Annotated in this window: 23 protein-coding genes and 1 tRNA gene; 13 read left to right on the forward strand and 11 right to left on the reverse strand. The window is 64.7% G+C overall.

Annotation, left to right across the window (positions count from 1 at the left end):
• Window positions 1–11: 11 nt before the first annotated feature.
• Together hisB and hisH are read left to right on the forward strand one after the other, a co-directional pair.
• Window positions 12–599 (forward strand): imidazoleglycerol-phosphate dehydratase HisB, encoded by a 588-nt coding sequence (gene hisB / locus ACRARG_RS01225; protein WP_432688154.1) that lies wholly within the window; start codon window positions 12–14, stop codon window positions 597–599.
• Between the two features lie 169 nt (window positions 600–768).
• The gene (hisH, locus tag ACRARG_RS01230) at window positions 769–1,407 is read left to right on the forward strand and encodes an imidazole glycerol phosphate synthase subunit HisH (protein WP_432688155.1); all 639 of its coding nucleotides are present in this window, start codon (window positions 769–771) and stop codon (window positions 1,405–1,407) included.
• Window positions 1,408–1,511: 104 nt separating this feature from the next.
• On the opposite strand, the gene ACRARG_RS01235 is transcribed toward hisH, so the two are convergent.
• Window positions 1,512–1,895, reverse strand: coding sequence for a DUF2147 domain-containing protein (locus ACRARG_RS01235; RefSeq protein WP_432688156.1), 384 nt, complete (start codon window positions 1,893–1,895; stop codon window positions 1,512–1,514).
• Between the two features lie 129 nt (window positions 1,896–2,024).
• Here ACRARG_RS01235 and hisA point away from each other — a divergent pair, with 129 nt between their 5' ends.
• Genes hisA through ACRARG_RS01255 form a run of 4 tightly spaced genes read left to right on the forward strand, consistent with a single transcriptional unit; the run spans window position 2,025 to window position 4,216 of the window.
• Entirely contained in the window at window positions 2,025–2,750 is a 726-nt protein-coding gene (gene hisA / locus ACRARG_RS01240) for a 1-(5-phosphoribosyl)-5-[(5-phosphoribosylamino)methylideneamino]imidazole-4-carboxamide isomerase (RefSeq protein WP_432688157.1), read from the forward strand.
• Entirely contained in the window at window positions 2,743–3,090 is a 348-nt protein-coding gene (locus ACRARG_RS01245; RefSeq protein ID WP_432688158.1) for a hypothetical protein, read from the forward strand. Before hisA ends, ACRARG_RS01245 begins: the two co-directional genes overlap by 8 nt.
• Before the next feature lie 50 nt (window positions 3,091–3,140).
• Window positions 3,141–3,902 (forward strand): imidazole glycerol phosphate synthase subunit HisF, encoded by a 762-nt coding sequence (gene hisF, locus ACRARG_RS01250; RefSeq protein WP_432688159.1) that lies wholly within the window; start codon window positions 3,141–3,143, stop codon window positions 3,900–3,902.
• Window positions 3,899–4,216, forward strand: coding sequence for a phosphoribosyl-ATP diphosphatase (locus ACRARG_RS01255; protein WP_432688160.1), 318 nt, complete (start codon window positions 3,899–3,901; stop codon window positions 4,214–4,216). Before hisF ends, ACRARG_RS01255 begins: the two co-directional genes overlap by 4 nt.
• An 85-nt stretch (window positions 4,217–4,301) precedes the next feature.
• Here the strand turns inward: ACRARG_RS01255 and ACRARG_RS01260 are convergent, their stop codons facing one another.
• Together ACRARG_RS01260 and rlmB are read right to left on the reverse strand one after the other, a co-directional pair.
• Window positions 4,302–4,775 (reverse strand): CoA-binding protein, encoded by a 474-nt coding sequence (locus ACRARG_RS01260; RefSeq protein WP_432688161.1) that lies wholly within the window; start codon window positions 4,773–4,775, stop codon window positions 4,302–4,304.
• 239 nt (window positions 4,776–5,014) lie between these two features.
• Window positions 5,015–5,803: a 23S rRNA (guanosine(2251)-2'-O)-methyltransferase RlmB gene (gene rlmB, locus ACRARG_RS01265; RefSeq protein WP_432688162.1), complete on the reverse strand. Its 789-nt coding sequence runs from the start codon at window positions 5,801–5,803 to the stop codon at window positions 5,015–5,017.
• 156 nt (window positions 5,804–5,959) lie between these two features.
• On the opposite strand from rlmB, the gene ACRARG_RS01270 reads away from it, so the two are divergent.
• Window positions 5,960–6,043, forward strand: a tRNA-Tyr gene (locus ACRARG_RS01270).
• Window positions 6,044–6,232: 189 nt separating this feature from the next.
• Here ACRARG_RS01270 and ACRARG_RS01275 read toward each other — a convergent pair.
• From ACRARG_RS01275 to ACRARG_RS01295, 5 genes are all read right to left on the reverse strand, one after another.
• Entirely contained in the window at window positions 6,233–7,504 is a 1,272-nt protein-coding gene (locus tag ACRARG_RS01275; RefSeq protein WP_432691297.1) for an acyl-CoA dehydrogenase family protein, read from the reverse strand.
• A gap of 90 nt (window positions 7,505–7,594) precedes the next feature.
• Window positions 7,595–8,365, reverse strand: coding sequence for an enoyl-CoA hydratase-related protein (locus ACRARG_RS01280; RefSeq protein ID WP_432688163.1), 771 nt, complete (start codon window positions 8,363–8,365; stop codon window positions 7,595–7,597).
• An 11-nt stretch (window positions 8,366–8,376) separates the two neighbouring features.
• On the reverse strand, window positions 8,377–9,678 hold the full coding sequence (locus ACRARG_RS01285; RefSeq protein WP_432688164.1) for a 3-hydroxyacyl-CoA dehydrogenase: 1,302 nt from the start codon (window positions 9,676–9,678) through the stop codon (window positions 8,377–8,379).
• 198 nt (window positions 9,679–9,876) lie between these two features.
• A complete protein-coding gene (locus ACRARG_RS01290) occupies window positions 9,877–10,542 on the reverse strand; it encodes a TetR/AcrR family transcriptional regulator (protein WP_432688165.1) in 666 nt (221 codons plus the stop codon).
• A 129-nt stretch (window positions 10,543–10,671) separates the two neighbouring features.
• Window positions 10,672–11,187 (reverse strand): hypothetical protein, encoded by a 516-nt coding sequence (locus ACRARG_RS01295; RefSeq protein ID WP_432688166.1) that lies wholly within the window; start codon window positions 11,185–11,187, stop codon window positions 10,672–10,674.
• A gap of 120 nt (window positions 11,188–11,307) precedes the next feature.
• Here ACRARG_RS01295 and ACRARG_RS01300 point away from each other — a divergent pair, with 120 nt between their 5' ends.
• Entirely contained in the window at window positions 11,308–12,306 is a 999-nt protein-coding gene (locus tag ACRARG_RS01300) for a GT-B fold glycosyltransferase domain-containing protein (protein ID WP_432688167.1), read from the forward strand.
• Here ACRARG_RS01300 and ACRARG_RS01305 read toward each other — a convergent pair.
• Entirely contained in the window at window positions 12,303–12,623 is a 321-nt protein-coding gene (locus ACRARG_RS01305; RefSeq protein WP_432688168.1) for a GIY-YIG nuclease family protein, read from the reverse strand. The two genes, ACRARG_RS01300 and ACRARG_RS01305, sit on opposite strands and share 4 nt — an antisense overlap.
• Window positions 12,624–12,682: 59 nt before the next feature.
• Between ACRARG_RS01305 and ACRARG_RS01310 the strand changes: the two genes are divergently transcribed.
• Together ACRARG_RS01310 and ACRARG_RS01315 are read left to right on the forward strand one after the other, a co-directional pair.
• The gene (locus ACRARG_RS01310; protein ID WP_432688169.1) at window positions 12,683–13,195 is read left to right on the forward strand and encodes a DUF2239 family protein; all 513 of its coding nucleotides are present in this window, start codon (window positions 12,683–12,685) and stop codon (window positions 13,193–13,195) included.
• A 163-nt stretch (window positions 13,196–13,358) separates the two neighbouring features.
• A complete protein-coding gene (locus ACRARG_RS01315) occupies window positions 13,359–13,700 on the forward strand; it encodes an SMR family transporter (RefSeq protein WP_432688170.1) in 342 nt (113 codons plus the stop codon).
• A 99-nt stretch (window positions 13,701–13,799) separates the two neighbouring features.
• Here ACRARG_RS01315 and ACRARG_RS01320 read toward each other — a convergent pair whose 3' ends face one another.
• Complete coding sequence (locus tag ACRARG_RS01320) at window positions 13,800–14,216, reverse strand: VOC family protein (protein ID WP_432688171.1); 417 nt, start codon at window positions 14,214–14,216, stop codon at window positions 13,800–13,802.
• 109 nt (window positions 14,217–14,325) lie between these two features.
• On the opposite strand from ACRARG_RS01320, the gene ACRARG_RS01325 reads away from it, so the two are divergent.
• Together ACRARG_RS01325 and ACRARG_RS01330 are read left to right on the forward strand one after the other, a co-directional pair.
• On the forward strand, window positions 14,326–15,606 hold the full coding sequence (locus ACRARG_RS01325) for an O-acetylhomoserine aminocarboxypropyltransferase/cysteine synthase family protein (RefSeq protein WP_432688172.1): 1,281 nt from the start codon (window positions 14,326–14,328) through the stop codon (window positions 15,604–15,606).
• 104 nt (window positions 15,607–15,710) lie between these two features.
• Window positions 15,711–18,773 carry a hypothetical protein gene (locus ACRARG_RS01330; protein WP_432688173.1) on the forward strand — a complete coding sequence of 1,021 codons (3,063 nt, stop codon included), beginning with the start codon at window positions 15,711–15,713 and terminating at the stop codon, window positions 18,771–18,773.
• A 21-nt stretch (window positions 18,774–18,794) separates the two neighbouring features.
• Here ACRARG_RS01330 and hppD read toward each other — a convergent pair whose 3' ends face one another.
• A complete protein-coding gene (gene hppD, locus ACRARG_RS01335; RefSeq protein ID WP_432688174.1) occupies window positions 18,795–19,889 on the reverse strand; it encodes a 4-hydroxyphenylpyruvate dioxygenase in 1,095 nt (364 codons plus the stop codon).
• Window positions 19,890–20,026: 137 nt separating this feature from the next.
• Here hppD and ACRARG_RS01340 point away from each other — a divergent pair, with 137 nt between their 5' ends.
• Window positions 20,027–20,503 carry an Lrp/AsnC family transcriptional regulator gene (locus tag ACRARG_RS01340; protein WP_432688175.1) on the forward strand — a complete coding sequence of 159 codons (477 nt, stop codon included), beginning with the start codon at window positions 20,027–20,029 and terminating at the stop codon, window positions 20,501–20,503.

Below are 20,503 nucleotides of genomic sequence, written 5' to 3' on the forward strand. Positions count from 1 at the left end.
AAAGGGCCCCCATGCGCCGCGCAGAGATCAGCCGCAAGACGGCGGAGACCGAGATCTCCGTCACCCTCGACCTCGACGGGTCGGGCCGTTACGAAATGGCAACCGGCGTGGGCTTCTTTGACCACATGCTGGACCAGCTGGCGCGGCATTCGCTGATCGACATGGCCGTGAGTTGCAAGGGTGACACCCATATTGACGACCATCACACGGTGGAGGATGTCGGCATCGCGATCGGCCAGGCGCTGACGAAAGCCCTGGGCGACAAGCGGGGCATCCGGCGCTACGGGTCCTGCCTGCTGCCGATGGATGATGCGCTGGTGCGTGCGGCGCTTGACCTGTCGGGCCGGCCCTACCTCGTCTGGGAGGTGCCGATGCCGACGCCGCAGATCAAGACATTCGATACCGAGCTGGTGCGGGAGTTTTTTCAGGCGCTGTCGACCCATGGCGGCATCACCCTGCATGTCCACATGCTGGAGGGGGTGAATTCGCACCATATCGCGGAGGCGGCGTTCAAGGCGGTGGCACGGGCGCTGCGGGAGGCGGTGGAGATGGATCCGCGCAAGGGCGATGCTATTCCGTCGACGAAGGGTATGCTCTGAGACAGGGGTTTCGGCCTGCTGACGCAGGCCGATCCGCGCCTTGCGTGCCGCAAGGCGGATGCCTCCGGCGGGGATATTTTCAGCAAGAAAAAGGAGGGTGCCGCGCCCTTGACCGCCGGGCGGTTCCGGGGCAAGCCCGGGGCGCGATGCTTCCGACGGGATTTGAGCCATGCTGACCGTGCTGATCGATTATGAAAGCGGCAATCTCCATTCTGCGGAGAAGGCCTTTCAGCGCATGGCGCGCGAGGTGGACGGCGGCGAGGTGATCGTGTCGGACCGGGCCGAGGATGTGGCGCGGGCGGATCGGCTGGTTCTGCCGGGCGACGGGGCTTTCCCGGCCTGTGCGCGGGCGCTGAAGGGCCGCGAGAACCTGTTCGATGCGCTGCGCGAAGCTGTGGAGGTCCGCGGGCGGCCGTTTCTGGGCATCTGCGTCGGCATGCAGCTGATGGCGCGGGTTGGCCACGAATATGAAGAGACCGCGGGGCTCGGCTGGATCGAAGGCGAGGTGACGAAGATCACGCCCGAGGATCCGGCGCTGAAAGTGCCGCATATGGGCTGGAACGATCTGGTTCTGGACGGCGCGCATCCGGTTCTGGACGGGATCGAGAGCGGTCAGCATGCCTATTTCGTGCACAGTTATCACATGGCCGTGGCAGCGTCGGATCAGCTGCTGGCCCATGTGGATTACGGCGCCCCGGTCACGGCGATCGTGGGCCGGGACACGATGATCGGGACGCAGTTCCACCCGGAAAAGAGCCAGGCAACGGGCCTGCGACTGATCGCAAACTTCCTGAGCTGGGCGCCCTGAGGCCGGGCCAAAGGCGCGGCGCTGCTACGTCCCGTGCGGTGCTTTTCCCGATGAGGGAAAAGCGGATGGATAGCATGCGCCGCAGGCGCGCCTCTGGATCAGGTCTATTTCACACGCGTCCAGGTCTGTTTTTTGCAGATCGGGCCGACACAGCCCGCGACCCTTAGGGTATCGCCCGCAAGCGACATCTTGGATTTGTAGACCTTGTCCGTCGAGGGCTGCCAGATCTTGCCGCCTGTATAATCGCCACCGCCCGCCGGGCTCATGTCCCAGACCAGTTTCCGGCCGATCGTGTCGCTTTTGAATTCGCCTCCGGACCGGAATGTGCGCAAGATCGTGCCGCAGAGCCCCGCGCCACAGGGTTCGAAGGTGACATGGGCATAGGCGCCCTCGTCCACTTCGGTTTTCCAGATGCCTTCAACCGGGTCGGCCAGGGCCGCCAGCGGAACGACCAGGCACAGGGCCAGCCCGAGAGCTAGAGTTTTCATGGTTTGTCCTCCTCTTCCTGCCAGCGATCCTGACGCGGCACGCCGGGCGTTTGCAAGCTGCGTTGCAATTCCCGTGGCGTCATGCGACAGGGCAGGCCAGCATTCCGACAGGCAAGGACCAGGCAGCCGATGATCCTCTACCCCGCCATCGACCTCAAGGACGGCCAGGCCGTGCGGCTCTTCAAGGGCGATATGGATCAGGCCACCGTCTTCAACGACGATCCGGCGGCCCAGGCGATGGCTTTTGTCGAGGCGGGCTGCGACTGGCTGCATCTGGTCGATCTGAACGGTGCCTTTGCGGGCGCGCCCGTCAATGCCGCCCCGGTCGAGGCGATCCTGCAGCGCACCAAGGTGCCTGCGCAGCTGGGCGGCGGCATCCGCGACATGGCGACCATTGGAATGTGGCTGGAAAAGGGGCTGGCGCGGGTGATCCTGGGAACCGTGGCGGTGGAGAACCCGGCCCTCGTGCGCGAGGCGGCCAGGAGCTTCCCCGGGCAGGTCGCCGTCGGCATCGACGCCCGCAATGGCCGTGTCGCGACCAAGGGCTGGGCCGAGGAGACGGATGTGATGGTCACCGACCTCGCCCGCTCCTTCGAGGATGCCGGGGTGGCGGCTATCATCTACACCGATATCAACCGCGACGGTGCGATGCAGGGCCCCAATATCGAGGCAACGGCCGATCTGGCCCGGGCCGTCTCGATCCCCGTGATCGCGTCCGGCGGGGTCTCCTCGCTCGACGATCTCATCGCCCTGCGCGACTGCGGCGTGGCGCTGAATGGTGCGATCTCCGGGCGGGCGCTCTATGACGGGGCGCTGGACCTGGGTGCGGCACTCAAGGCGCTGCGCCATGATTGAACTGCTGATCCCGCTGGTCTTCAGCCTGGCCGCCATTGCCGCCGGGACCCTCTGCCGCTATCGCGGCGCGCGCTACCTGCTGATCGGCATGGGCGGGCTGACGGCTGCGGCGCTGGTCCTGCTGATCGCAGCACAGCTGATCGCGCAGCTTTTGGGATGCGAGGGTGCCTCGATCCGGTCGATGACCTGCCCTGCCCCGACGCTTCTGTCGGGCCTCGTGCTCCGCATCGGCGGGATCGCGGCCCTGCTGACCCTGCCCGGTCTGGTTGCCGGGCCCGTGGCCGCGCCGCTGGCAGGGCTGGCGGAATACTGGTGGCGCCGCAACCGCAAGCCCGGCTGACCGGCGTGCAGGCAATTGCGCCTGCCCCGGCGCGCCGTTAGAAGGCTCTCATGCTCAAGACACGGATCATCCCCTGCCTCGATGTCGCCGATGGCCGCGTGGTCAAGGGCGTGAACTTTGTCGACCTGCGCGACGCGGGCGATCCCGTCGATGCGGCGCGGGCCTATGATACGGCCGGCGCCGATGAGCTCTGTTTTCTCGACATCCATGCCACGCATGAAAACCGCGGCACCATGTTCGATGTGGTCACCCGCACGGCGGAGCAATGCTATATTCCCCTGACCGTCGGCGGCGGCGTCCGCACGGTGCAGGATGTGCGCAACCTGCTGCTCGCGGGGGCGGACAAGGTCAGCTTCAACTCCGCCGCCGTGGCCAATCCCGATGTGCTGGCGGAGGCGGCCGATCACTTCGGCTCTCAATGCATCGTCTGCGCGATCGACGCCAAGACCGTGGCCCCCGGCAAATGGGAGATCTTCACCCATGGCGGCCGCAAACCCACCGGCATCGATGCGGTAGAGTTCGCCCGCCTCGTGGCCGCAAAAGGTGCCGGAGAGATCCTGCTGACCTCCATGGACCGCGACGGCACCCGCGCGGGCTTCAACCTTGAGATGACGCGCGCCATTGCCGATGCCGTCCCGGTCCCGGTGATCGCCTCCGGCGGTGTTGGCACGCTCGACCACCTGGTCGAAGGGGTGACCAAGGGCCATGCCTCCGCCGTGCTGGCCGCCTCCATCTTCCATTTCGGCGATCACACCATCCGCGAGGCCAAGGAGCATATGGCCGCCGCCGGCATCCCGATGAGGCTGATATGAGTGACACGCTGACCCGCCTCGCCGCCGTGATCGAAGCCCGCAAAAGCGCCGATCCCGACAGCTCCTGGACTGCCAAACTGATGGCCCAGGGACCAGAGAAATGCGCCGAGAAATTCGGCGAGGAGGCGATCGAAGCGATCATCGAGGCCGTCAAAGGCGACCGCGCCCGCCTGACGTCAGAGGCCGCGGATGTGCTCTACCACCTCCTCGTCATGCTCTCGGCCCGCGACGTGGCCCTGACTGATGTCCTGGCAGAACTCGACCGCCGCGACGGCACCTCCGGCATTGCCGAAAAGGCCGCCCGCCAGGGCTGATCCAGCTTCATCTTTCCGGAAATACTCCGGGGGACGTCGCGCAGCGACGGGGGGCAGCGCCCCCCTGCCCGGCCCCCCCAAAGCCTCAGAGCTTTGACGAAATCACCCCGGTATTGAACCCGCCCATCCGCAGCTCACCAAAGAGCCGCTGATATTCGATCTTGGGGCAGCGGTTCATCACCACGTCGATCCCACGCGCCCGCGCCATCTCCGCCGCCTCTGGGCTCTCTACCCCGATCTGCATCCAGATAGTTTTCAGCCCCGGAAAGGCCTCCAGCGCCTCCGCAACAATCGGCGGCACATGTTCGGAGCGGCGGAAGATATCGACCATATCGACCGGCTCTTCGATCTCGCCAAGGCTCGCGCGGACGGTCTGACCAAACAACCGCTCCCCCGCGTGGCCGGGATTGACCGGGATCACCGTAAATCCCTTCAGGCTCAGATAGCGCGCCACATAATAGCTGGGCCGCACCGGGTTCATCGACACGCCCACCACGGCAACCACCTTGGTGCGGGTCAGGATGTTTTTCAGGTAAGCGTCGGAATAGGGCTCGGTCATAGGCGCAGAGTGATCCGAAGCCTGCCGCGCCGCAAGGGCGATCTGACCGGCAGCGGCCCAAGAAAAAAGCGCCCGGATCAGAACCCGGGCGCAGTACGGAACGAGGGACAGTGAAAGGAAATACCGGAGTTCCGGTCCGATATCTCAAGACTCCAGATAGGTAGTCCCGATCACTCTATGCAGCCCTTGTAATACGAATGTGAACTCCGACACCGTTTCCACAACGAATTCTGTGGATATCAGCCCCCGGCCACCGGCTGCGCAGCATAAAGCGCCACTGCAGCCGCATTCGACACGTTCAGCGATCCGAAATCGCCGGCGAAATGGATGCGAACAAGCGCATCGCAGGTCTCCTTGGTCTTTTCGCGCAGGCCGGGCCCCTCGGCCCCCAGCACCAGCGCCACCGGACGGTCGCGGCGGCCATCCACGGCCTCTTCCAGCGTCACCTCCGCCTCGCCGTCCAGCCCCAGCACCAGATAACCCATGGCGCGCAGCTCCTGCATCGTGTCGGCCAGGTTGCGCACCCGCAGATAGGGCTGGCGTTCCAGCGCGCCGGAGGCGGTCTTGGCCAGCGCCCCGGTCTCCGGCGCGGCGTGATGGCGCATGCCGATCACCGCCACCGCACCAAAGACCTCGGCCGAACGCAGGATAGCGCCCACGTTATGCGGATCGGTCACCCGGTCGAGCAGCACCACGCGGGGCGGGCGCTGCCCGTCGCCCAGACAGCGGTCGGCCACCTGCCCCCAGTCCAGCGGCTTGACCTCCAGCGCGGCCCCCTGATGCACGGAGCCCGGGTCGATCGGCGCGGTAAACTTTCGCGGATCGGCCATCTCCGGCTCGATCCCGCCGGCGGCAATCGCCTCGCCCAGCTTGTCGGCGGCATTTTTCGTCAGGATCAGGCGTAGCTTGACGCGGGCCGGGTTCATCAGCGCATCGCGCACGGCATGCAGACCAAAGAGCCAGACCGTCTCCGCCTCCGCCGCCCGTTTCGACCGTTCTTTTTCGACCACCCATTTCGGTTTCTTCATGGCACCTTCCGCCTCGCTCACCCGGGGCCTTCTAGCGCCTCGTCCCGGGCGTCGTCCAGTCACTCCGCAAAGCTCGAATTTGCTGTTGACGCCTCCGGAGCAGACTTGTAATCACCCCCTCACGATCCGCGTCGGGGCCCCGCCCCGCACCAGATCGGGCGACGAGCTGCAAGGTGCGGCAGCGGACTGTAACTCCGCCGGGGAGACCCATGCCTGGTTCGATTCCAGGGTCGCCCACCACTCTCCCCCAGTGACGTACCTGCATAATGGCCCGCGCTGACGCCTGCCGCAATCTGCCGCCTGTTTTCTCTGGTCCCGAAATATCCTCGGGGGGCTGTCAGACGCCCTGCGTCTGACAGGAGGGGGGCAGACAGCCCCCCTTGGCGCCCGCTCACGCGGGCGCCACTGCGCCTTGATCGCGCCCCCAGATCACGGCCCTTCGAACATCATGCCACGCCCGGTTTCGGCCAGCGCCGCCGCCTGGCGCTCGTTCGACGCCTCGAACTCGCGACGTTCCGCCCGCGCGATCACATTGTGATGCACCTCGTCCGGACCATCGGCAAAACGCAGGGTGCGCTGCTTCATGTACATGGCCGAGAGCGGCGACCACTGGCTGATCCCCGTTGCGCCATGCACCTGCATCGCGTCGTCGATGATCTTGCAGACCTTTTCCGGCACCATGGCCTTGGCCTTGGACACCCAGATGCGCGCCTCCTTGTTGCCCAGCACATCCATGGCCTTCGCGGCCTTGAGCACCATCAGCCGCATCGCGTCGATCTCGATCCGCGAGCGGGAGATCGTCTCCATGTTCTTGCCGAGGTCGATGATCTTCTTGCCAAAGGCCTCCCGCGTCAGGCCGCGATGGATCATCAGGTCCAGCGCCTTTTCCGCCGCCCCGATGGAGCGCATGCAATGGTGGATGCGCCCCGGTCCAAGACGGAGCTGGGAGATCTCAAAGCCCTTGCCCTCGGCCCAGAGGATATTGCCCTCCGGCACCCGGCAGTCCTTGAACCGGATTTGCATATGCCCGTGCGGCGCGTCGTCATGGCCAAAGACATTCATCGGGCCGACGATCTCCACCCCCGGCCAGTCCGTCGGCACGAGGATCTGGGACTGCTGGCGGAAGGGTTCGGCATCGGGGGAGGTCTTGACCATGACGATCATGATCTTGCAGCGCGGATCGCCAGCACCGGAGATATAGTATTTCTCGCCGTTGATCACCCATTCGCCGTTTTCCAGAACGGCGGTGGTGCCGATGTTCTTGGCGTCGGAGGAGGCCACATCGGGTTCGGTCATGGCAAAAGCCGAGCGGATTTCGCCGTTCAGCAGCGGCTTCAGCCATTGTTCCTTCTGTTCCGGGGTGCCGATCCGTTCCAGCACTTCCATATTGCCGGTATCGGGGGCCGCGCAGTTCATCGACTGCGACGCGAGGGAGTTCTTGCCCAGCTCAAATGCGATATAGGCATAGTCGAGGTTCGAAAGACCCTCGCCCGTTTCGGCATTGGGCAGGAAGAAGTTCCACAGACCCATTTCGCGGGCCTTGTTTTTCAGGTCCTCCAGAATCTCCAGCTGGCCCGGCGCATAGGCAAAACGTTCGGGGCGGTTGCGGCCCAGCTCCTCGTATTTCTCAAGGGCCGGGTCGCAGTTATCCTTGATGTGCTTGATCACTTTTTCCAGCAGCGGGCGCGCCTCTTTGGACATGCGCAGGTCGTTGAGTTCGTCAAATGGGTCGAATGACACTTGGGTCTCCTCTGGTCTGTTTCTTCGGGCCACGGGGCCCCTATTCCTGCCTCAGCGGTTTTTCCACTGAGGTGCGCGTTTCTCGACAAAGGCGGTGACGCCTTCCTTGAAATCCTCGGTCTCGCGAAGCTCCGACATCACCTCGCGGGAATAATTCAGACTGGTCTCCAGGTTCTCGATCCCGTCCATGGCGCGCAGCACCTTGAGCGTGGCGCGGACGGAGGATGGCGAGACGGAGGCGATCTCCTGCGCCTTGGCGATGGCTTTCTCCATCAGCTCGGCATGGGGGTAGACCTCGTTGACGAAGCCCAGCGTTTTGCCCTCGTCCGCCATGACGGTGCGGCCGGTCAGCATCATCTCCACCGCCGGTTTGCGGCCGATCTGGCGGCTCAGGCGCTGCACGCCGGAGGCGGCGGCGAAGAGGCCCACCTTGACCTCCGGCAAAGCGAATTTCGCCTGATCGGAGGCGAGGATGATGTCGCAGCTCAGCGCCGTCTCAAAGCCGCCGCCCATGGCAAAGCCGTTCACAGCGGCGATGATCGGCTTCATCAGGTCAAACCGCATGGTCAGCCCGTTGAACCCGGTGGCGGGGGGCTGTGCCGTGCCGCCCTGGGCGGTGTATTTCAGGTCATTGCCGGCGCAGAAGGCCTTGTCGCCCGCGCCGGTCAGCACGGCGACCCAGAGGTCGGGATCGGCGTTGAAGTCTTCCCAGACCTGATGCATCTCCTGGCTCATCGGCGCATGGGTGGCGTTATAGACCTCCGGCCGGTTCATGGTGACGATCAGGACATTGCCGCGGGTTTCGGTTTTGACGAATTCCATGGGTTGGCTCCTTATTTGCCCTGGCCGGTCTTGAGACCGCCGAGATCGAGGTCGAGGAAGCTGCCGCCCTCCGCCGCCAGTTTCTTCAGCGTCTCTGCCGGGACGAATTCCGGGTCCTCTGCCCCCAGCTTCTCCATCCGCGCCAGCACGGCCCTGGCGCCGACCATATCGCCGTAGAACATCGGCCCGCCCTTGTCCTGCGGCCAGCCGTAGCCGTTGATCCAGATGACATCGATATCGGAGGGGCGCTGCGCCTTGTTGTCTTCGAGGATCTTCACGCCCTCGTTGATCATCGGGAAGATGCAGGTCTCGATAATCTCGTCCTGGGACATGGTGGCATCGCCCGCGCCGGTGATCTCCTTGATGATCTTTTCGGTGACCGGAGACGGGGTGCGGTTGCGGTTCTCGTCGTAGTCGTAAAAGCCCGCGCCGGTTTTCTGGCCGCGGCGGTCGATCTCACAAAGCGCGTCGCGGATCGGGTTCTGCGTCTTGGCGCCCTTGGACCAGCCGATGTCGAGGCCGGCGAGGTCGGACATCTGGTAAGGCCCCATCTTGAAGCCGAAGGCATTGATGGCGGCATCAACATCCCAGGGCATCACGCCCTTGTAGAGCAGCTTGTTGGCCTGCACCTGACGCATGCGCAGGATGCGGTTGCCGACAAATCCGGGGCAGACGCCGACCAGCGCCGCGATCTTGTTGATCTCTTTTGCGATATCCATGGAGGTGGCGACGACGTCATCCCGCGTCTCGTCCGCCCGGACAATCTCAAGCAGTTTCATGACGTTGGCGGGGGAGAAGAAGTGCAGCCCGATCACATCCTCTGGCCGTTTGGTCATCGCCGCGATCTCGTCGATATCGAGGCCGGAGGAATTGGTGGCAAGGATCGCGCCCGGCTTGCAGATCGCGTCGAGCTTGGTGAAGACCTCTTTCTTGACGCCCATATCCTCAAAGACGGCCTCGATGATCAGGTCGCACTCGGCCAGGTCTTCCATGTTGAGCGTCGGCGTCAGGCGGCCCATGCGCAGGTCGACCTCCTCCTGCGGGAAGCGGCCCTTGTCGGCGGAGCGCTGGTAATTCCCGCGCATCACCTTGGTGCCCCGGTCCAGCGCCTCTTGCTTGGTCTCCACGATGGTCACGGGGATGCCTGCGGTCAGGAAGTTCATGGCGATGCCACCGCCCATCGTGCCCGCGCCGATGATGCCCACGGTTTTGACGGGCCGTTTTGCAGTGCCGGGGGCGAGCCCCGGAACCTCCCAGGCCAGTTTCCCGGCCTGTCCGAGGTAATCGCCAACATCCATGGTCGCTGTGGTCATTCATCCTCTCCCTGCATGACGCCGCACGGGCGCGCCGCCCGGCGGAAAAATATGTATTTCAGATGGTTTAACGGGGTCGCCGGCCTCCCAACCAGGGCTCGCTCCGCCGCGTCCGGGCTGAATCCTGACGCTTGTCAGCCATAGGTAAATCGGTTCGGGTCATGAGGTCAATACTCATGCTCTCAGCATTCTTTTCGGTTATTCGACCCGCAGAAGTTCACGCACCATGGCCGCCGCCCCGGCAGAGACGGTGCGCAGCACCAACTCGCTGTCGAGGTCCTGATGCAGCCAGTCCCGCATCGGCCCGAAGGCCGAGAGGAAGATCAGGATATTTGCCAGAATATCCAGTCTGGCTGTATCCAGCGGCCCCTCCGCCCGCCGTTCCAGCTGCCGGGCAAGATCGTGAATAAGCGCCAGGTCATGTGCCCGCATGGCACGGCGATCCTCGGCCAGAAGATGCGGGACAGAGCGGTAAACCAGTAGCGTGCCCTTGCGCTTGCGGTCCCAGGCGACGCGGAAATAGGCCTCGAACACCTCTTCCAGCGGCTTGTCCGTATCCGACAGCACATCGGGCAGCGCGGTCACGTCGGGCCGGAACCAGAGCTGGTTCAGCAGCCGCCGCAGGATATCGTTCTTATTGGCGATATAGTCGTAGATACTGGCCTGATTGACGCCGGAGCGGGCGCAGATGTCGCGGATCGTCGTGGAGGCAAACCCCTTTTCCAGAAAGAGCTCCAGCGCAGCATCGCAGATCTGTTCGCGCCGGGTCTGGACGAGATCGGGGTTCTGTACCGCCGTCAGCTCGGCCTCCTGAAGAAGCATGTCTCGTACGGCATGCAGCCGTCTGCCGGTATCACTGGACATAGGGCGCCCCCCTTTTCTTAAGCCCGGTCGAGCCCGGATTTGGGCTGGACAGGGGCTGGACTTGGGCCGGACCCTGACGGTCGTCAGGAAATATTGCAAGAGCCTTGGCCCGGTCCGGTCCGTCCCGGTTCACGGCATCAGCACGGCAGCACGTTCAAAACTTCCGGTATCGGTGGTCAAATCGTCGTAAATCAATTCGATCTGAATGGACTGAACCGAGCTCAGCGGCAGATTGAGATACGGCAGACCATCCTGCGGCGTCAGCGCATTCGGCGTCGCGGTGCCCATATGGCAGGCTGGCAATGGCCAGTTCTGCATGGGCGCATTGTTCACGCCGATGCGCAGGCCCAGCAATCCGCAGCGCCAGGACAGGATTTGCGTGACATACAGCAGGTCCTGGCCGTTGTATTCGCGCAGGGCGACCCAGCTCTGCTTGGTCGCGGTGAGGATGGGTTTGACCTCCGTCGCCGTCGTGAACCGCCCCGTCACCGTCTGATCCTCGGGCTTCATACCGGGATCGGCGGGGGCCGACGGGCTGGACGGAGAGGCGGGTGCCGCGGGAGAGCTGACCCGATGAAGCGTTGCGCCGGACAGGGCAACCGCGCCCGACATAAGGATGGCACAAGCGGAAATAGCCGGAATCATGAGCGAATTCTCTCCCTTATCTGGCCGACCGGACGGCCTGCCTTTTTTCTGCCATTATTGATGGTAGGGTGCTATTGGCCAAGCATAGAATAACGCTTGGGATGACAAGGGGTTGCAGGCATGACAGGGACCGAGCCGGACGGCAGCGGCTTCAATCTCATGATCGTAGGTCAGAGCGGACGGCTTCAGTATGAGGCCGTGCTCTTTGCTGCGTCACTGGCCGCCAACAGCCCCGGCGTTGCGCGGCTTTTTGTGGCCGAACCGCAGCCCGGCCCCCGCTGGCCCGGCAATCCGGTGATGGATGCCCCGGTGCGCGAGATGCTGGAGGATCTGGGGGCGACGATCCTGCCGTTCCAGAACAGGCATTTCGGCAAAGACTATCCCTATGGCAATAAGATCGAGGCACTGCTGGCCCTGCCCAAGGGCGAGCCGTTTGTCTTCTTCGACAGCGATACGCTGGTGCTGGACAGCCTGGCCCGGGTGCCCTTCGATTTCGACCGGCCCTCGGCCTCGCTGCGGGTGGAGGGGACCTGGCCCAAGATCGAGCTCTACGGGCCCGGCTACACCCAGACCTGGAAAGCGCTCTACGACAAGTTCGCGCTGGATTTCGACAGTTCGCTCGACCTCAGCCAGCCCGATGAATACTGGCGGCGCTATCTCTATTTCAACGCCGGGTTCTTCTACTACAAATGCCCGCATCAGTTCGGCCAGCGCTTCCTCGATTACGCGCTGGCGATCCGGGACGACGGTCCTGAGGAGCTGGTGTGTCAGACGCTGGACCCCTGGCTGGATCAGGTGGCTTTGCCACTGGTAATCCATTCCTTCGGCGGCGGCCGGGATGTGTTGCCGCCGGGGCTGCTGGATGGCGAGGTGACCTGCCATTACCGGCTGCTGCCGCTGCTTTATGCGCGGGAAAGCGACCGGGTGGTTGAGGTGCTGGAAAGCGTCGCGGCGCCCAATAAGGTCAAGAAATTGCTCAAGACTTATGATCCGATCAAGAAGATGGTCTTTCATGAGCGGGGCAAGAAGGTGCGTGCGCTGTTCGACAGGGACAACCTGCCCCGGAAGGAACAGGCGATCCGTAACAAGATCAAGCGCGAAGGGTTCTGGGTCCGCTAACGCTCGATCGGCGTGGCGCTCAGCTCCGCGCACCAATGGGCGCGACGGGCCTTGATCACGTCCTGCCGGGCCAGCGGGCCAAGGGTCGGGTCTAGGTCCTCCAGCGGCTCGATGGTCAATGTGCCATCCCAGGCCGCCTGCATGCCCTTCGCCCGGCAATCGCCCAGCTTCAGGGTAAAGCCCAGCCGGTTCTCTATGGCCGCGATGTCGTTGGTCACGCCGACCCAGACCTGCCCGCCGGTGCGGGCGGCGTAGACGGTCCAGACCTCCGCCCGGTCTTTCCAGGCGTAACGGGCGGCTTTTCTGTCGATGGCCATGGTGCGCTCCTTGTTCAGCACCGTTGACCATATTTTTACCCGGGTGTAAATTGTCCGATATGACAGAGCAGTTTACCGCCTTTTCGGGCAGCAGGATCGTGGCGCGCGGGACGCGGGCAGAGGTGGCGCAGGCCCTGATCGGGTTTGGCGGAACGCAGGTTCTCATATTCTCCGATGCCACGGGCCGGGAGAGTGATCTGGACCTCTCCGGCGGGCCGGAGGCCGTGGCCGAGCGTTACGCGGACGCCCCCCGGCGCGGGCGGCCCAAGCTGGGCGTGGTCGCGCGCGAGGTCACCCTGCTGCCGCGTCACTGGGACTGGCTGGCGACCCAACGCGGCGGGGCATCGGCCACGCTGCGGCGGCTGATCGAGGCAGCAAGCGCCGGGGATGATGCGGTGCTCCGGCGTGACGCCTGCTACCGCTTCTGTTCGGCCATCGCCGGCAATCTGCCAGGCTTCGAGGAGGCGATGCGGGCACTTTATGCCGGGCGCTCCGATGATTTCATCACGATGACGGAGCGCTGGCCCGGGGATATTCACCGCCACGCGCTGACCCTTGCCGGGTTCGCGTGACGGGAGAGATAACCGGCTGCATGTCATAGGTTTCCCGAGATCTGCCTGCGGGACAGACCGCCGCTTTCTGCAATGACGTTTTCCGCCCTCAGGCCGGACGAATCCGGTTTGACCCATAAATCCGGCGCGGGCAGAAGGGGCGCAGTTTTACCGGAGAACACAGATGTCCCTGCCCCTCGCCTATGTCCTGCTTGCCGCTGCGATCACCTCTGAGGTCATTGCAACCACGGCGCTTGCGGCGTCGCACGGGCTGACGCGGGGCGGGCCGGCGGTGATCGCCGCCGTGGGTTATGCCATCGCGCTCGGGCTGCTGGCGGTGGTGATGAAGGTCATGCCCACGGGGGTCGTCTATGCGATCTGGTCCGGCATGGGGGTGGTGCTGATCGCGATGGTGGCCTGGCTCTGGCAGGGGCAGCGGCTTGATCTGCCGGCGCTCTTTGGCATGGGGCTGATCGTGGCCGGGGTGATCGTGGTCAATGTGTTCTCGGGCGCGGTGACGCATTAACGCGGGGGCTGAGGCGGCGATCGGGATGGGTGACATCACCCATCCTACGGGGCGTCCGTTCGTAGGATGGGTGATGTCACCCATCCCCGCCAAATCCGTCTAGGCTTTGGCGAAAATCCCCGCTGCATCCCTGAACCCCTTGATCTCGATCGGGTTTCCCGACGGATCGCGGAAGAACATCGTCCATTGTTCCCCCGGCTCGCCTTCGAACCGCACCGAGGGCGGCAGGACAAAGTCGACCCCTGCCCCGGTCAACCGGTCCGCCATGGCCTTCCAGTCGTCAAGCGGCAGCACCATGCCCAGATGCGGCATGGGCACCATGTGATCGCCGACCTTGCCGGTATTTGTCGTCGCAAATGGCGTGCCGAGGTGGAGGGAGAGCTGATGGCCGAAGAAGTCGAAATCCACCCAGGTCTCGGTGCTGCGCCCCTCTTCAGCGCCCAGCACGCCGCCATAAAAGGCGCGCGCCTGGTCGAGGGAAGTGACGTGATAGGCAAGGTGGAACGGCGGGATCATGCAGGCCTCCGGTTGAGGGTTGTTGAGCGGCAAGCTGCGATCCCTTAGCGTGAAAGGCAAGGCCCCCGGATGCAACGGCGGGCAGGACAGGTCTTGTGGGAGGACAGACATGGCTTACGGTTTCGACACGCTTCAGATCCACGCAGGCGCCCGGCCCGATCCGGCAACCGGCGCGCGGCAGACGCCGATCTATCAGTCCACGGCCTATGTCTTTCGCGATGCAGATCATGCGGCGGCTTTGTTCAACCTGCAGGAGGTCGGCTATATCTATTCGCGCCTGACCAACCCGACGGTCGCCGTGCTGCAGGAACGGATCGCAACGCTTGAGGGGGGCCAGGGCGCTGTCTGCTGTTCGTCCGGTCATGCGGCGCAGATCATGGCGCTCTTTCCGCTGATGGCACCGGGGCGGAATGTCGTGGCCTCCACCCGGCTCTACGGCGGGACGATCACCCAGTTCTCCCAGACGATCAAACGCTTCGGCTGGTCGGCCAAGTTCGTCGATTTCGACGATCTGGAGGCGGTAAAGGCGGCGATTGACGAGGACACCCGCGCGGTCTTTTGCGAATCCGTGGCGAACCCGGGGGGCTATATCACCGATCTCGACGCGATCTCCGGCATCGCGTCGGAGGCCGGGCTGCCGCTGATCGTCGATAATACTTCTGCCACGCCCTATCTCTGCCGGCCTATCGAGCATGGCGCGACGCTGGTGGTGCATTCGACAACCAAGTACCTGACCGGCAATGGCACGGTGACGGGCGGCTGCATTGTCGATTCGGGCACGTTCGACTGGTCGGCCTCGGACAAGTTCCCCTCCCTCAGCCAGCCCGAGCCCGCCTATCACGGGCTCAAGTTCCACGAGACCTTCGGGCCGCTCGCCTTCACCTTCCACGGCATCGCCATCGGTCTGCGCGATCTGGGCATGACGATGAACCCGCAGGCGGCGCATTACACGCTGATGGGGATCGAGACGCTGTCGCTGCGCATGGCCAAGCATGTCGAAAACGCCATCGAGGTCGCCAGCTGGCTGGAGAAGGACCCGCGGGTGGATTACGTCACCTATGCCGGGCTGCCCTCCTCGCCCTATTACGACCGAATGGGCCGGATCTGCCCCAAGGGTGCCGGGGGGCTCTTCACATTTGCGTTGAAGGGCGGCTACGAGGCCTGCGTGAAACTGGTCGACGCGGTCGAGATCTTCTCCCATGTCGCGAACCTCGGCGATACGCGGTCGCTGATCATCCATTCTGCGTCGACCACCCACCGGCAGCTGTCGCCCGAACAACAGAAGGCCGCGGGGGCCGCGCCTGAGGTGGTGCGGCTCTCCATCGGGATCGAGGATCCGGCGGATCTGATCGCCGATCTCGATCAGGCTCTGGCCAGGGCCGGGGGATGAGCGGAAGGTTAAAGGAAAAATCCATTCAGCTTTTCCTCAGGTTGTCCGTGTTATAGGATTGCGGAACGTTGTACCGGGTCGCCGACTCGTCTTTGACAGAGGCCATGAAACCTAACTTTGCGCTGATTTTGTCGATGGACGGGATTGCTTTGCTGAAGCGGTCCTCGCCCGGGTGGGATCTCGTCGGTGATGTTGCGCCGGACGATCCCGCTCTGGATTCCAGACTTGCCGAATTGCAGGACAAGCTTGCCAGCATCTCGCCCGATGATCAGAGCTGCAAGATCGTCGTGCCCAACGACCAGATCCGGTATCTGGAGGTTCAGCCTGCCCCCCGCGATCCCAAGGCACAGCAGGCTGCCGTCGAAGCGGCGCTTGACGGGGCGACGCCCTATGATCTTGAGGATCTCAGCTACGACTTTCATGTGGTGGGGGACCGGATCCAGATCGCAGCCGTCGCTGCCGAAACCCTGGACGAGGCGAATATGTTCGCCCAGAACCACGGCTTTGTCCCGGCGTCCTTCGTGGCCATGCCGGAGACGCGCGATTACGGCGGCGAACCCTATTTCGGCCATTCGCCGGACCTGCCGCCCGAAACCCGGATCGACCGTGACACCCTGCCCATCCGGGTGACCGGGCGCTACCGCGACGCGAAACCGACCCTCGATATGCCCGGATTTGCGGAACCGGCGGCCCCCGCCCCCGTTGCGCCCCCGGTGGCGGCCAAAAGTGATGCGGCCAGTGGCCCCGCATCCACTGGAACCGCCGCCGAAGCCGATGCACAGGTTTCTGCCGATGCCCCGGGCGAGGATACAGAGCAGACCGGCACACCGCGATTTTCCTCGATCCGCAAGGGCGAGGCCAGCGCGCCCGTGCCCGCGACCGAAAGCCCGGTGGCGCGACGACTGACCGTCACGGAGGCCGAGAGCGGGTCCGACTTTATCCCGGCGCCGGCGCCTGATGCTGGTCGCGGCAACAAGGCCCCGGCCGGGTCTGCGGTATTTAAAGGCCTTGCCGACAAGGCTTTGGGCAGCCTGCGCGGGATCGGCGACGGGCTCCGCGCGAAACAGGACGCACGACGCCTGGCCAAGGAAGAAGCCCGGGCCCGCAAGGCCGCGGAAGAGGCATCGGCCCTGACGCTCAAGGTGCATGCAGAGCGCGACACCGCCCCGCTTCCCGCCGCGGTGGACGCTGACAGCGCAGCCGACCAGCCGGCGGAGGATACGCAGGCGGGCAAACCGACAAAGCCGGCCCGATCGTCAAAGCCCAGCAAGGCGGCGGCGCCGAAGGCCCCGGCCGCTGCGAAAAAAGGCACGCGCGGCGGCAAGGCGGGGCGTTCTGACCCGCCGGTGGCCGCCTCTGCGCCCGTCCCCGAGACGGACCCGGCAGAGAGTGCCGTCGTGGAGGCCGCCGGTGCCCACACCGCAAGGTCCGAGGGTCTGCCGGGCGGCATGACTGCAGAGCAACGCCGCCAGGAGGCGGAGCGTCTGACCGTGTTCGGCCAGCGCAATGCCGGAAGCAGCCCGCGCAGCCCGCGGTATCTGGGGCTGATCCTGACGGCACTTCTGCTGATTTTCCTTGCAGGCGTGGCGGCCTGGGCCTCTGTTTTTCTGGACGACCGGATTGCCGCGCTGATTTCGCCGCGTGACGAGGTCCTGGCCGATGACACCGGGGCCGATGCGGGATCCGCCGAAACGCCAGGGTCCGGGGATGCCGGCAGCGATGAGGCGGAGGGCGTCGTTCTGCCTGCCGCCCTGCCCCCGGCCAGCACAACCGCGGAAGAGGAGCCGGCCACGGACTCTGCGGCCGCGGAAGAGCCCGAGACGCCGGAGACCCCGGATGCCTTTGACAGGCTCGCCGCGTCGGAGACCAACGGCAATCCCGTTCCTGCGCCCGATGCGACAACCGGCGTTACCGGCATGGCCTCGCCCGACCCGGCGGCCGAGGCGCGCTATGCCGCCACCGGCATCTGGCAGCAATCGCCCGATGGTCCCGATGCCCGGCCAGAAGGCCCGGCCGAAGACACACCGGGCGCCCTGCCGACCATTGCCGGGATCGGGTCACGCCACCCGGCCGTGACGCTGGACAGTCCGGCGCGTGACCTGCCGCCGGCCACTCCGCCGCCGCCGCTGCTGCCCGGAATGCGCTTTGACATGGACGATCGGGGGCTGGTTATCGCAACGCCCGAGGGAACGCTGTCCCAGTCCGGCGTCATTATCTATGCCAGCCCGCCGCCGCTGGATCCGCCCACCCGGCCCGGCACGGATGCGCCCGAGACGGGCCAAGACGACGCCGCACTGGACCCCGCTCCGTCAGAGGCTGGGCAATCCGATACGGCAGACACGGAACAGGCGTCGCTGCCGTCACCGGCTGACGCGGCGCCCGCCGATACCGAGACCGGCACCGGCACCGACGTCGCAGAGGCTGCGCCGGAGGCCGTGACCGGCCCATCGGTCCCCAGAATACGGCCGCAGCCCCGCCCCGAAGCGCTGGCCCGCGCCGAAACCGGACCCGAAGACAGCCCCGAACTGGCGGAGGCGACCAGCGCTGACGAGCAGGATGCCGATGAGGCAGAGGTCGCCGCAGATAATTCCGATACCACGGATGCGGAGGATGTCATCCTCGCCTCGGCCGCATCTCTGGCGGCGGGCGGCATCCGCCCGGTCGTCCGCCCCGGCAGCGATGAGCCGGACGCGGGAACCGACGAGGATCGCGCGGCGGTGGCGGCGGGGCTTGCCGCGGCATTCAGCGCGCCGCCCGCCGCGGTCGAACCTGATGAAGAGCTGACACCGGCCTTTGCGGCGCTGCGGCCCAAACCCCGTCCGGGCAATATCGAGGCGCTGATCCAGCGGGCGGAGCGGACGCCAGAGGCAACCGTTACTCAGGTGGCCGCCGCACCGCGGGCGATTGCGCCCTCCATCCCTTCCTCTGCCTCCGTGGCCAAGCAGGCGACGGTTCGCAATGCGATCAATCTGAACAGGATCAACCTGATCGGCGTTTATGGTCAGCCGTCGTCCCGCCGCGCGCTGGTCCGGCTGTCGAACGGGCGCTACCAGAAGGTCAAGGTGGGCGACCGGGTTGATGGCGGGCGTGTGCTGGCCATCGGGGATGCCTCCTTGCAATATCAGAAGGGCGGCCGCAACCAGGTGCTGGAGATGCCCAAGGGCTGATCCGCCCCCGGGGCCGTACCGTCACTCGGCGGCGATTTCTCCATTGTCAATCTGCTCCTGCTCGATCGACTCGAAAAGCGCCTTGAAATTCCCCTCGCCGAAGCCGTCATCGCCCTTGCGCTGGATGAATTCAAAGAAGATCGGCCCGATCACGGTCTTGGAGAAGATCTGTAGAAGAATGCGCGTTTCGCCACCATCCACCACACCTTCGCCGTCGATCAGGATGCCGTGTTTCTTCATCCGATCGATCGGCTCCTCATGGCCCTGCACGCGGTCCTTCGACATGGTGTAATAGGCATCCGGCGGCCCGGGCATGTACTGGATGCCCTTCTCGGCGATCTGATCGGTGGCGGCGTAGATGTCGCGGGCGCCGACGGCGATATGCTGGATGCCTTCGCCGTTGTACTTCTTGAGGTAGGCGACAATCTGGCCGGTCTCGCCCCGGTCCTCGTTGATCGGGATGCGGATGCGGCCGCAGGGCGAGGTCAGGGCGCGGGAATAAAGCCCGGTGAACTTGCCCTGAATGTCGAAGAAGCGGATTTCGCGGAAATTGAACAGGTCGCCGTAAAAGCGGAACCAGGTGTCCATATTGCCTTTGTGGACATTGTGGGTCAGGTGATCGAGGTAGTAAAAGCCGACGCCGCGCGGTTTGGACTGGGCCAGCCATTCGAATTCCGCGTTATAGGGCGAGGTCTCGTAATACTCCTCGATGAAATAGATCAGCGAGCCGCCGATGCCGACAATCGCGGGCACATCCATAGTTTTGCCTGGGCCCTCATAGGGCGTCGCGCCCTTGGCGACGGCATGGTCAAAGGCCTGCCGGGCATCGACAACGCGCCAGCCCATCGACGGGGCACAGGGCCCGTGCTCTTCGATGAATTTTGCGGCATGGGTGCCGGGCTCTGCGTTCACAATGTAGGTGATGTCGCCCTGCTGCCAGAGCTCGATATCCTTCGTCTTGTGACGGCCAACCAGCGCATAGCCCATCTTGGCGAAGAGGCTGCGCAGTTCCTCCGGATCGGGATGGGCGAATTCGACAAATTCAAAGCCGTCGGTCCCGGCGGGGTTCGCTTCGGTGATGGTGGATTTCGGGGCTTCGTGCGGGAACGGACCCATGGCTGACCTCCTGCTGGCGCGATTTCCCGTCAGGATAGGCGTCAATCGACCGGAAATCTGCGCGTTCTGGGGCAGCCATTGCCATCAGCGTGCGGAGTTTTTACACTGAATGCAGTGTTCATGCGAGATTGCCGCACATGCTTGATTCCACCGACCTGCGCCTGCTGGTGGCGTTGCAGAAAGACGCGCATCTGACCGCACAGGATCTGGGCGAGATGCTGAACCTCTCTCCCAGCCAGGCCGGGCGGCGCCGGCAGCGGCTGGAGGCAGAGGGCTATATCTCGGCCTATGTCGCGCGGCTGGCGCCGGACCGGCTGGGGCTGACGATCCAGGCCTTCGTGCAGGTGCAGCTTGGCACCCACGGGCCGGAGCATTCGAGCGCCTTTGCCACCCTTGTGAACGCGCGGGAAGAGGTGATTAGCGCATGGACGCTGACCGGCGAAGCGGATTACCTTCTGCGGGTCTATTGTGAGGATCTGGGTGCCCTGCACCGGCTGATCCACGAAGTTCTTCTTGCGCATCCGTCCGTCACGCGGGTGCAAAGCCAGATCGTTATGGATCAACTCAAGCGGGATGGCCCCCTGCCCGTAAAACTGCCCGTCAGGGCGCGCTAA

The sequence above is a fragment of the Pseudooceanicola profundi genome (assembly GCF_050897955.1).
Classification (GTDB): domain Bacteria; phylum Pseudomonadota; class Alphaproteobacteria; order Rhodobacterales; family Rhodobacteraceae; genus Pseudooceanicola.

What these genes read in the sequence shown, in the direction of transcription:
- hisB (WP_432688154.1), top strand. Translation starts at nt 12, where the DNA reads ATGCGCCGCGCAGAGATCAGCCGCAAGACGGCGGAGACCGAGATCTCC.
- hisH (WP_432688155.1), top strand. Translation starts at nt 769, where the DNA reads ATGCTGACCGTGCTGATCGATTATGAAAGCGGCAATCTCCATTCTGCG.
- ACRARG_RS01235 (WP_432688156.1), bottom strand. Translation starts at nt 1,895, where the DNA reads ATGAAAACTCTAGCTCTCGGGCTGGCCCTGTGCCTGGTCGTTCCGCTG.
- hisA (WP_432688157.1), top strand. Translation starts at nt 2,025, where the DNA reads ATGATCCTCTACCCCGCCATCGACCTCAAGGACGGCCAGGCCGTGCGG.
- ACRARG_RS01245 (WP_432688158.1), top strand. Translation starts at nt 2,743, where the DNA reads ATGATTGAACTGCTGATCCCGCTGGTCTTCAGCCTGGCCGCCATTGCC.
- hisF (WP_432688159.1), top strand. Translation starts at nt 3,141, where the DNA reads ATGCTCAAGACACGGATCATCCCCTGCCTCGATGTCGCCGATGGCCGC.
- ACRARG_RS01255 (WP_432688160.1), top strand. Translation starts at nt 3,899, where the DNA reads ATGAGTGACACGCTGACCCGCCTCGCCGCCGTGATCGAAGCCCGCAAA.
- ACRARG_RS01260 (WP_432688161.1), bottom strand. Translation starts at nt 4,775, where the DNA reads ATGACCGAGCCCTATTCCGACGCTTACCTGAAAAACATCCTGACCCGC.
- rlmB (WP_432688162.1), bottom strand. Translation starts at nt 5,803, where the DNA reads ATGAAGAAACCGAAATGGGTGGTCGAAAAAGAACGGTCGAAACGGGCG.
- ACRARG_RS01275 (WP_432691297.1), bottom strand. Translation starts at nt 7,504, where the DNA reads ATGTCCAAAGAGGCGCGCCCGCTGCTGGAAAAAGTGATCAAGCACATC.
- ACRARG_RS01280 (WP_432688163.1), bottom strand. Translation starts at nt 8,365, where the DNA reads ATGGAATTCGTCAAAACCGAAACCCGCGGCAATGTCCTGATCGTCACC.
- ACRARG_RS01285 (WP_432688164.1), bottom strand. Translation starts at nt 9,678, where the DNA reads ATGACCACAGCGACCATGGATGTTGGCGATTACCTCGGACAGGCCGGG.
- ACRARG_RS01290 (WP_432688165.1), bottom strand. Translation starts at nt 10,542, where the DNA reads ATGTCCAGTGATACCGGCAGACGGCTGCATGCCGTACGAGACATGCTT.
- ACRARG_RS01295 (WP_432688166.1), bottom strand. Translation starts at nt 11,187, where the DNA reads ATGATTCCGGCTATTTCCGCTTGTGCCATCCTTATGTCGGGCGCGGTT.
- ACRARG_RS01300 (WP_432688167.1), top strand. Translation starts at nt 11,308, where the DNA reads ATGACAGGGACCGAGCCGGACGGCAGCGGCTTCAATCTCATGATCGTA.
- ACRARG_RS01305 (WP_432688168.1), bottom strand. Translation starts at nt 12,623, where the DNA reads ATGGCCATCGACAGAAAAGCCGCCCGTTACGCCTGGAAAGACCGGGCG.
- ACRARG_RS01310 (WP_432688169.1), top strand. Translation starts at nt 12,683, where the DNA reads ATGACAGAGCAGTTTACCGCCTTTTCGGGCAGCAGGATCGTGGCGCGC.
- ACRARG_RS01315 (WP_432688170.1), top strand. Translation starts at nt 13,359, where the DNA reads ATGTCCCTGCCCCTCGCCTATGTCCTGCTTGCCGCTGCGATCACCTCT.
- ACRARG_RS01320 (WP_432688171.1), bottom strand. Translation starts at nt 14,216, where the DNA reads ATGATCCCGCCGTTCCACCTTGCCTATCACGTCACTTCCCTCGACCAG.
- ACRARG_RS01325 (WP_432688172.1), top strand. Translation starts at nt 14,326, where the DNA reads ATGGCTTACGGTTTCGACACGCTTCAGATCCACGCAGGCGCCCGGCCC.
- ACRARG_RS01330 (WP_432688173.1), top strand. Translation starts at nt 15,711, where the DNA reads ATGAAACCTAACTTTGCGCTGATTTTGTCGATGGACGGGATTGCTTTG.
- hppD (WP_432688174.1), bottom strand. Translation starts at nt 19,889, where the DNA reads ATGGGTCCGTTCCCGCACGAAGCCCCGAAATCCACCATCACCGAAGCG.
- ACRARG_RS01340 (WP_432688175.1), top strand. Translation starts at nt 20,027, where the DNA reads ATGCTTGATTCCACCGACCTGCGCCTGCTGGTGGCGTTGCAGAAAGAC.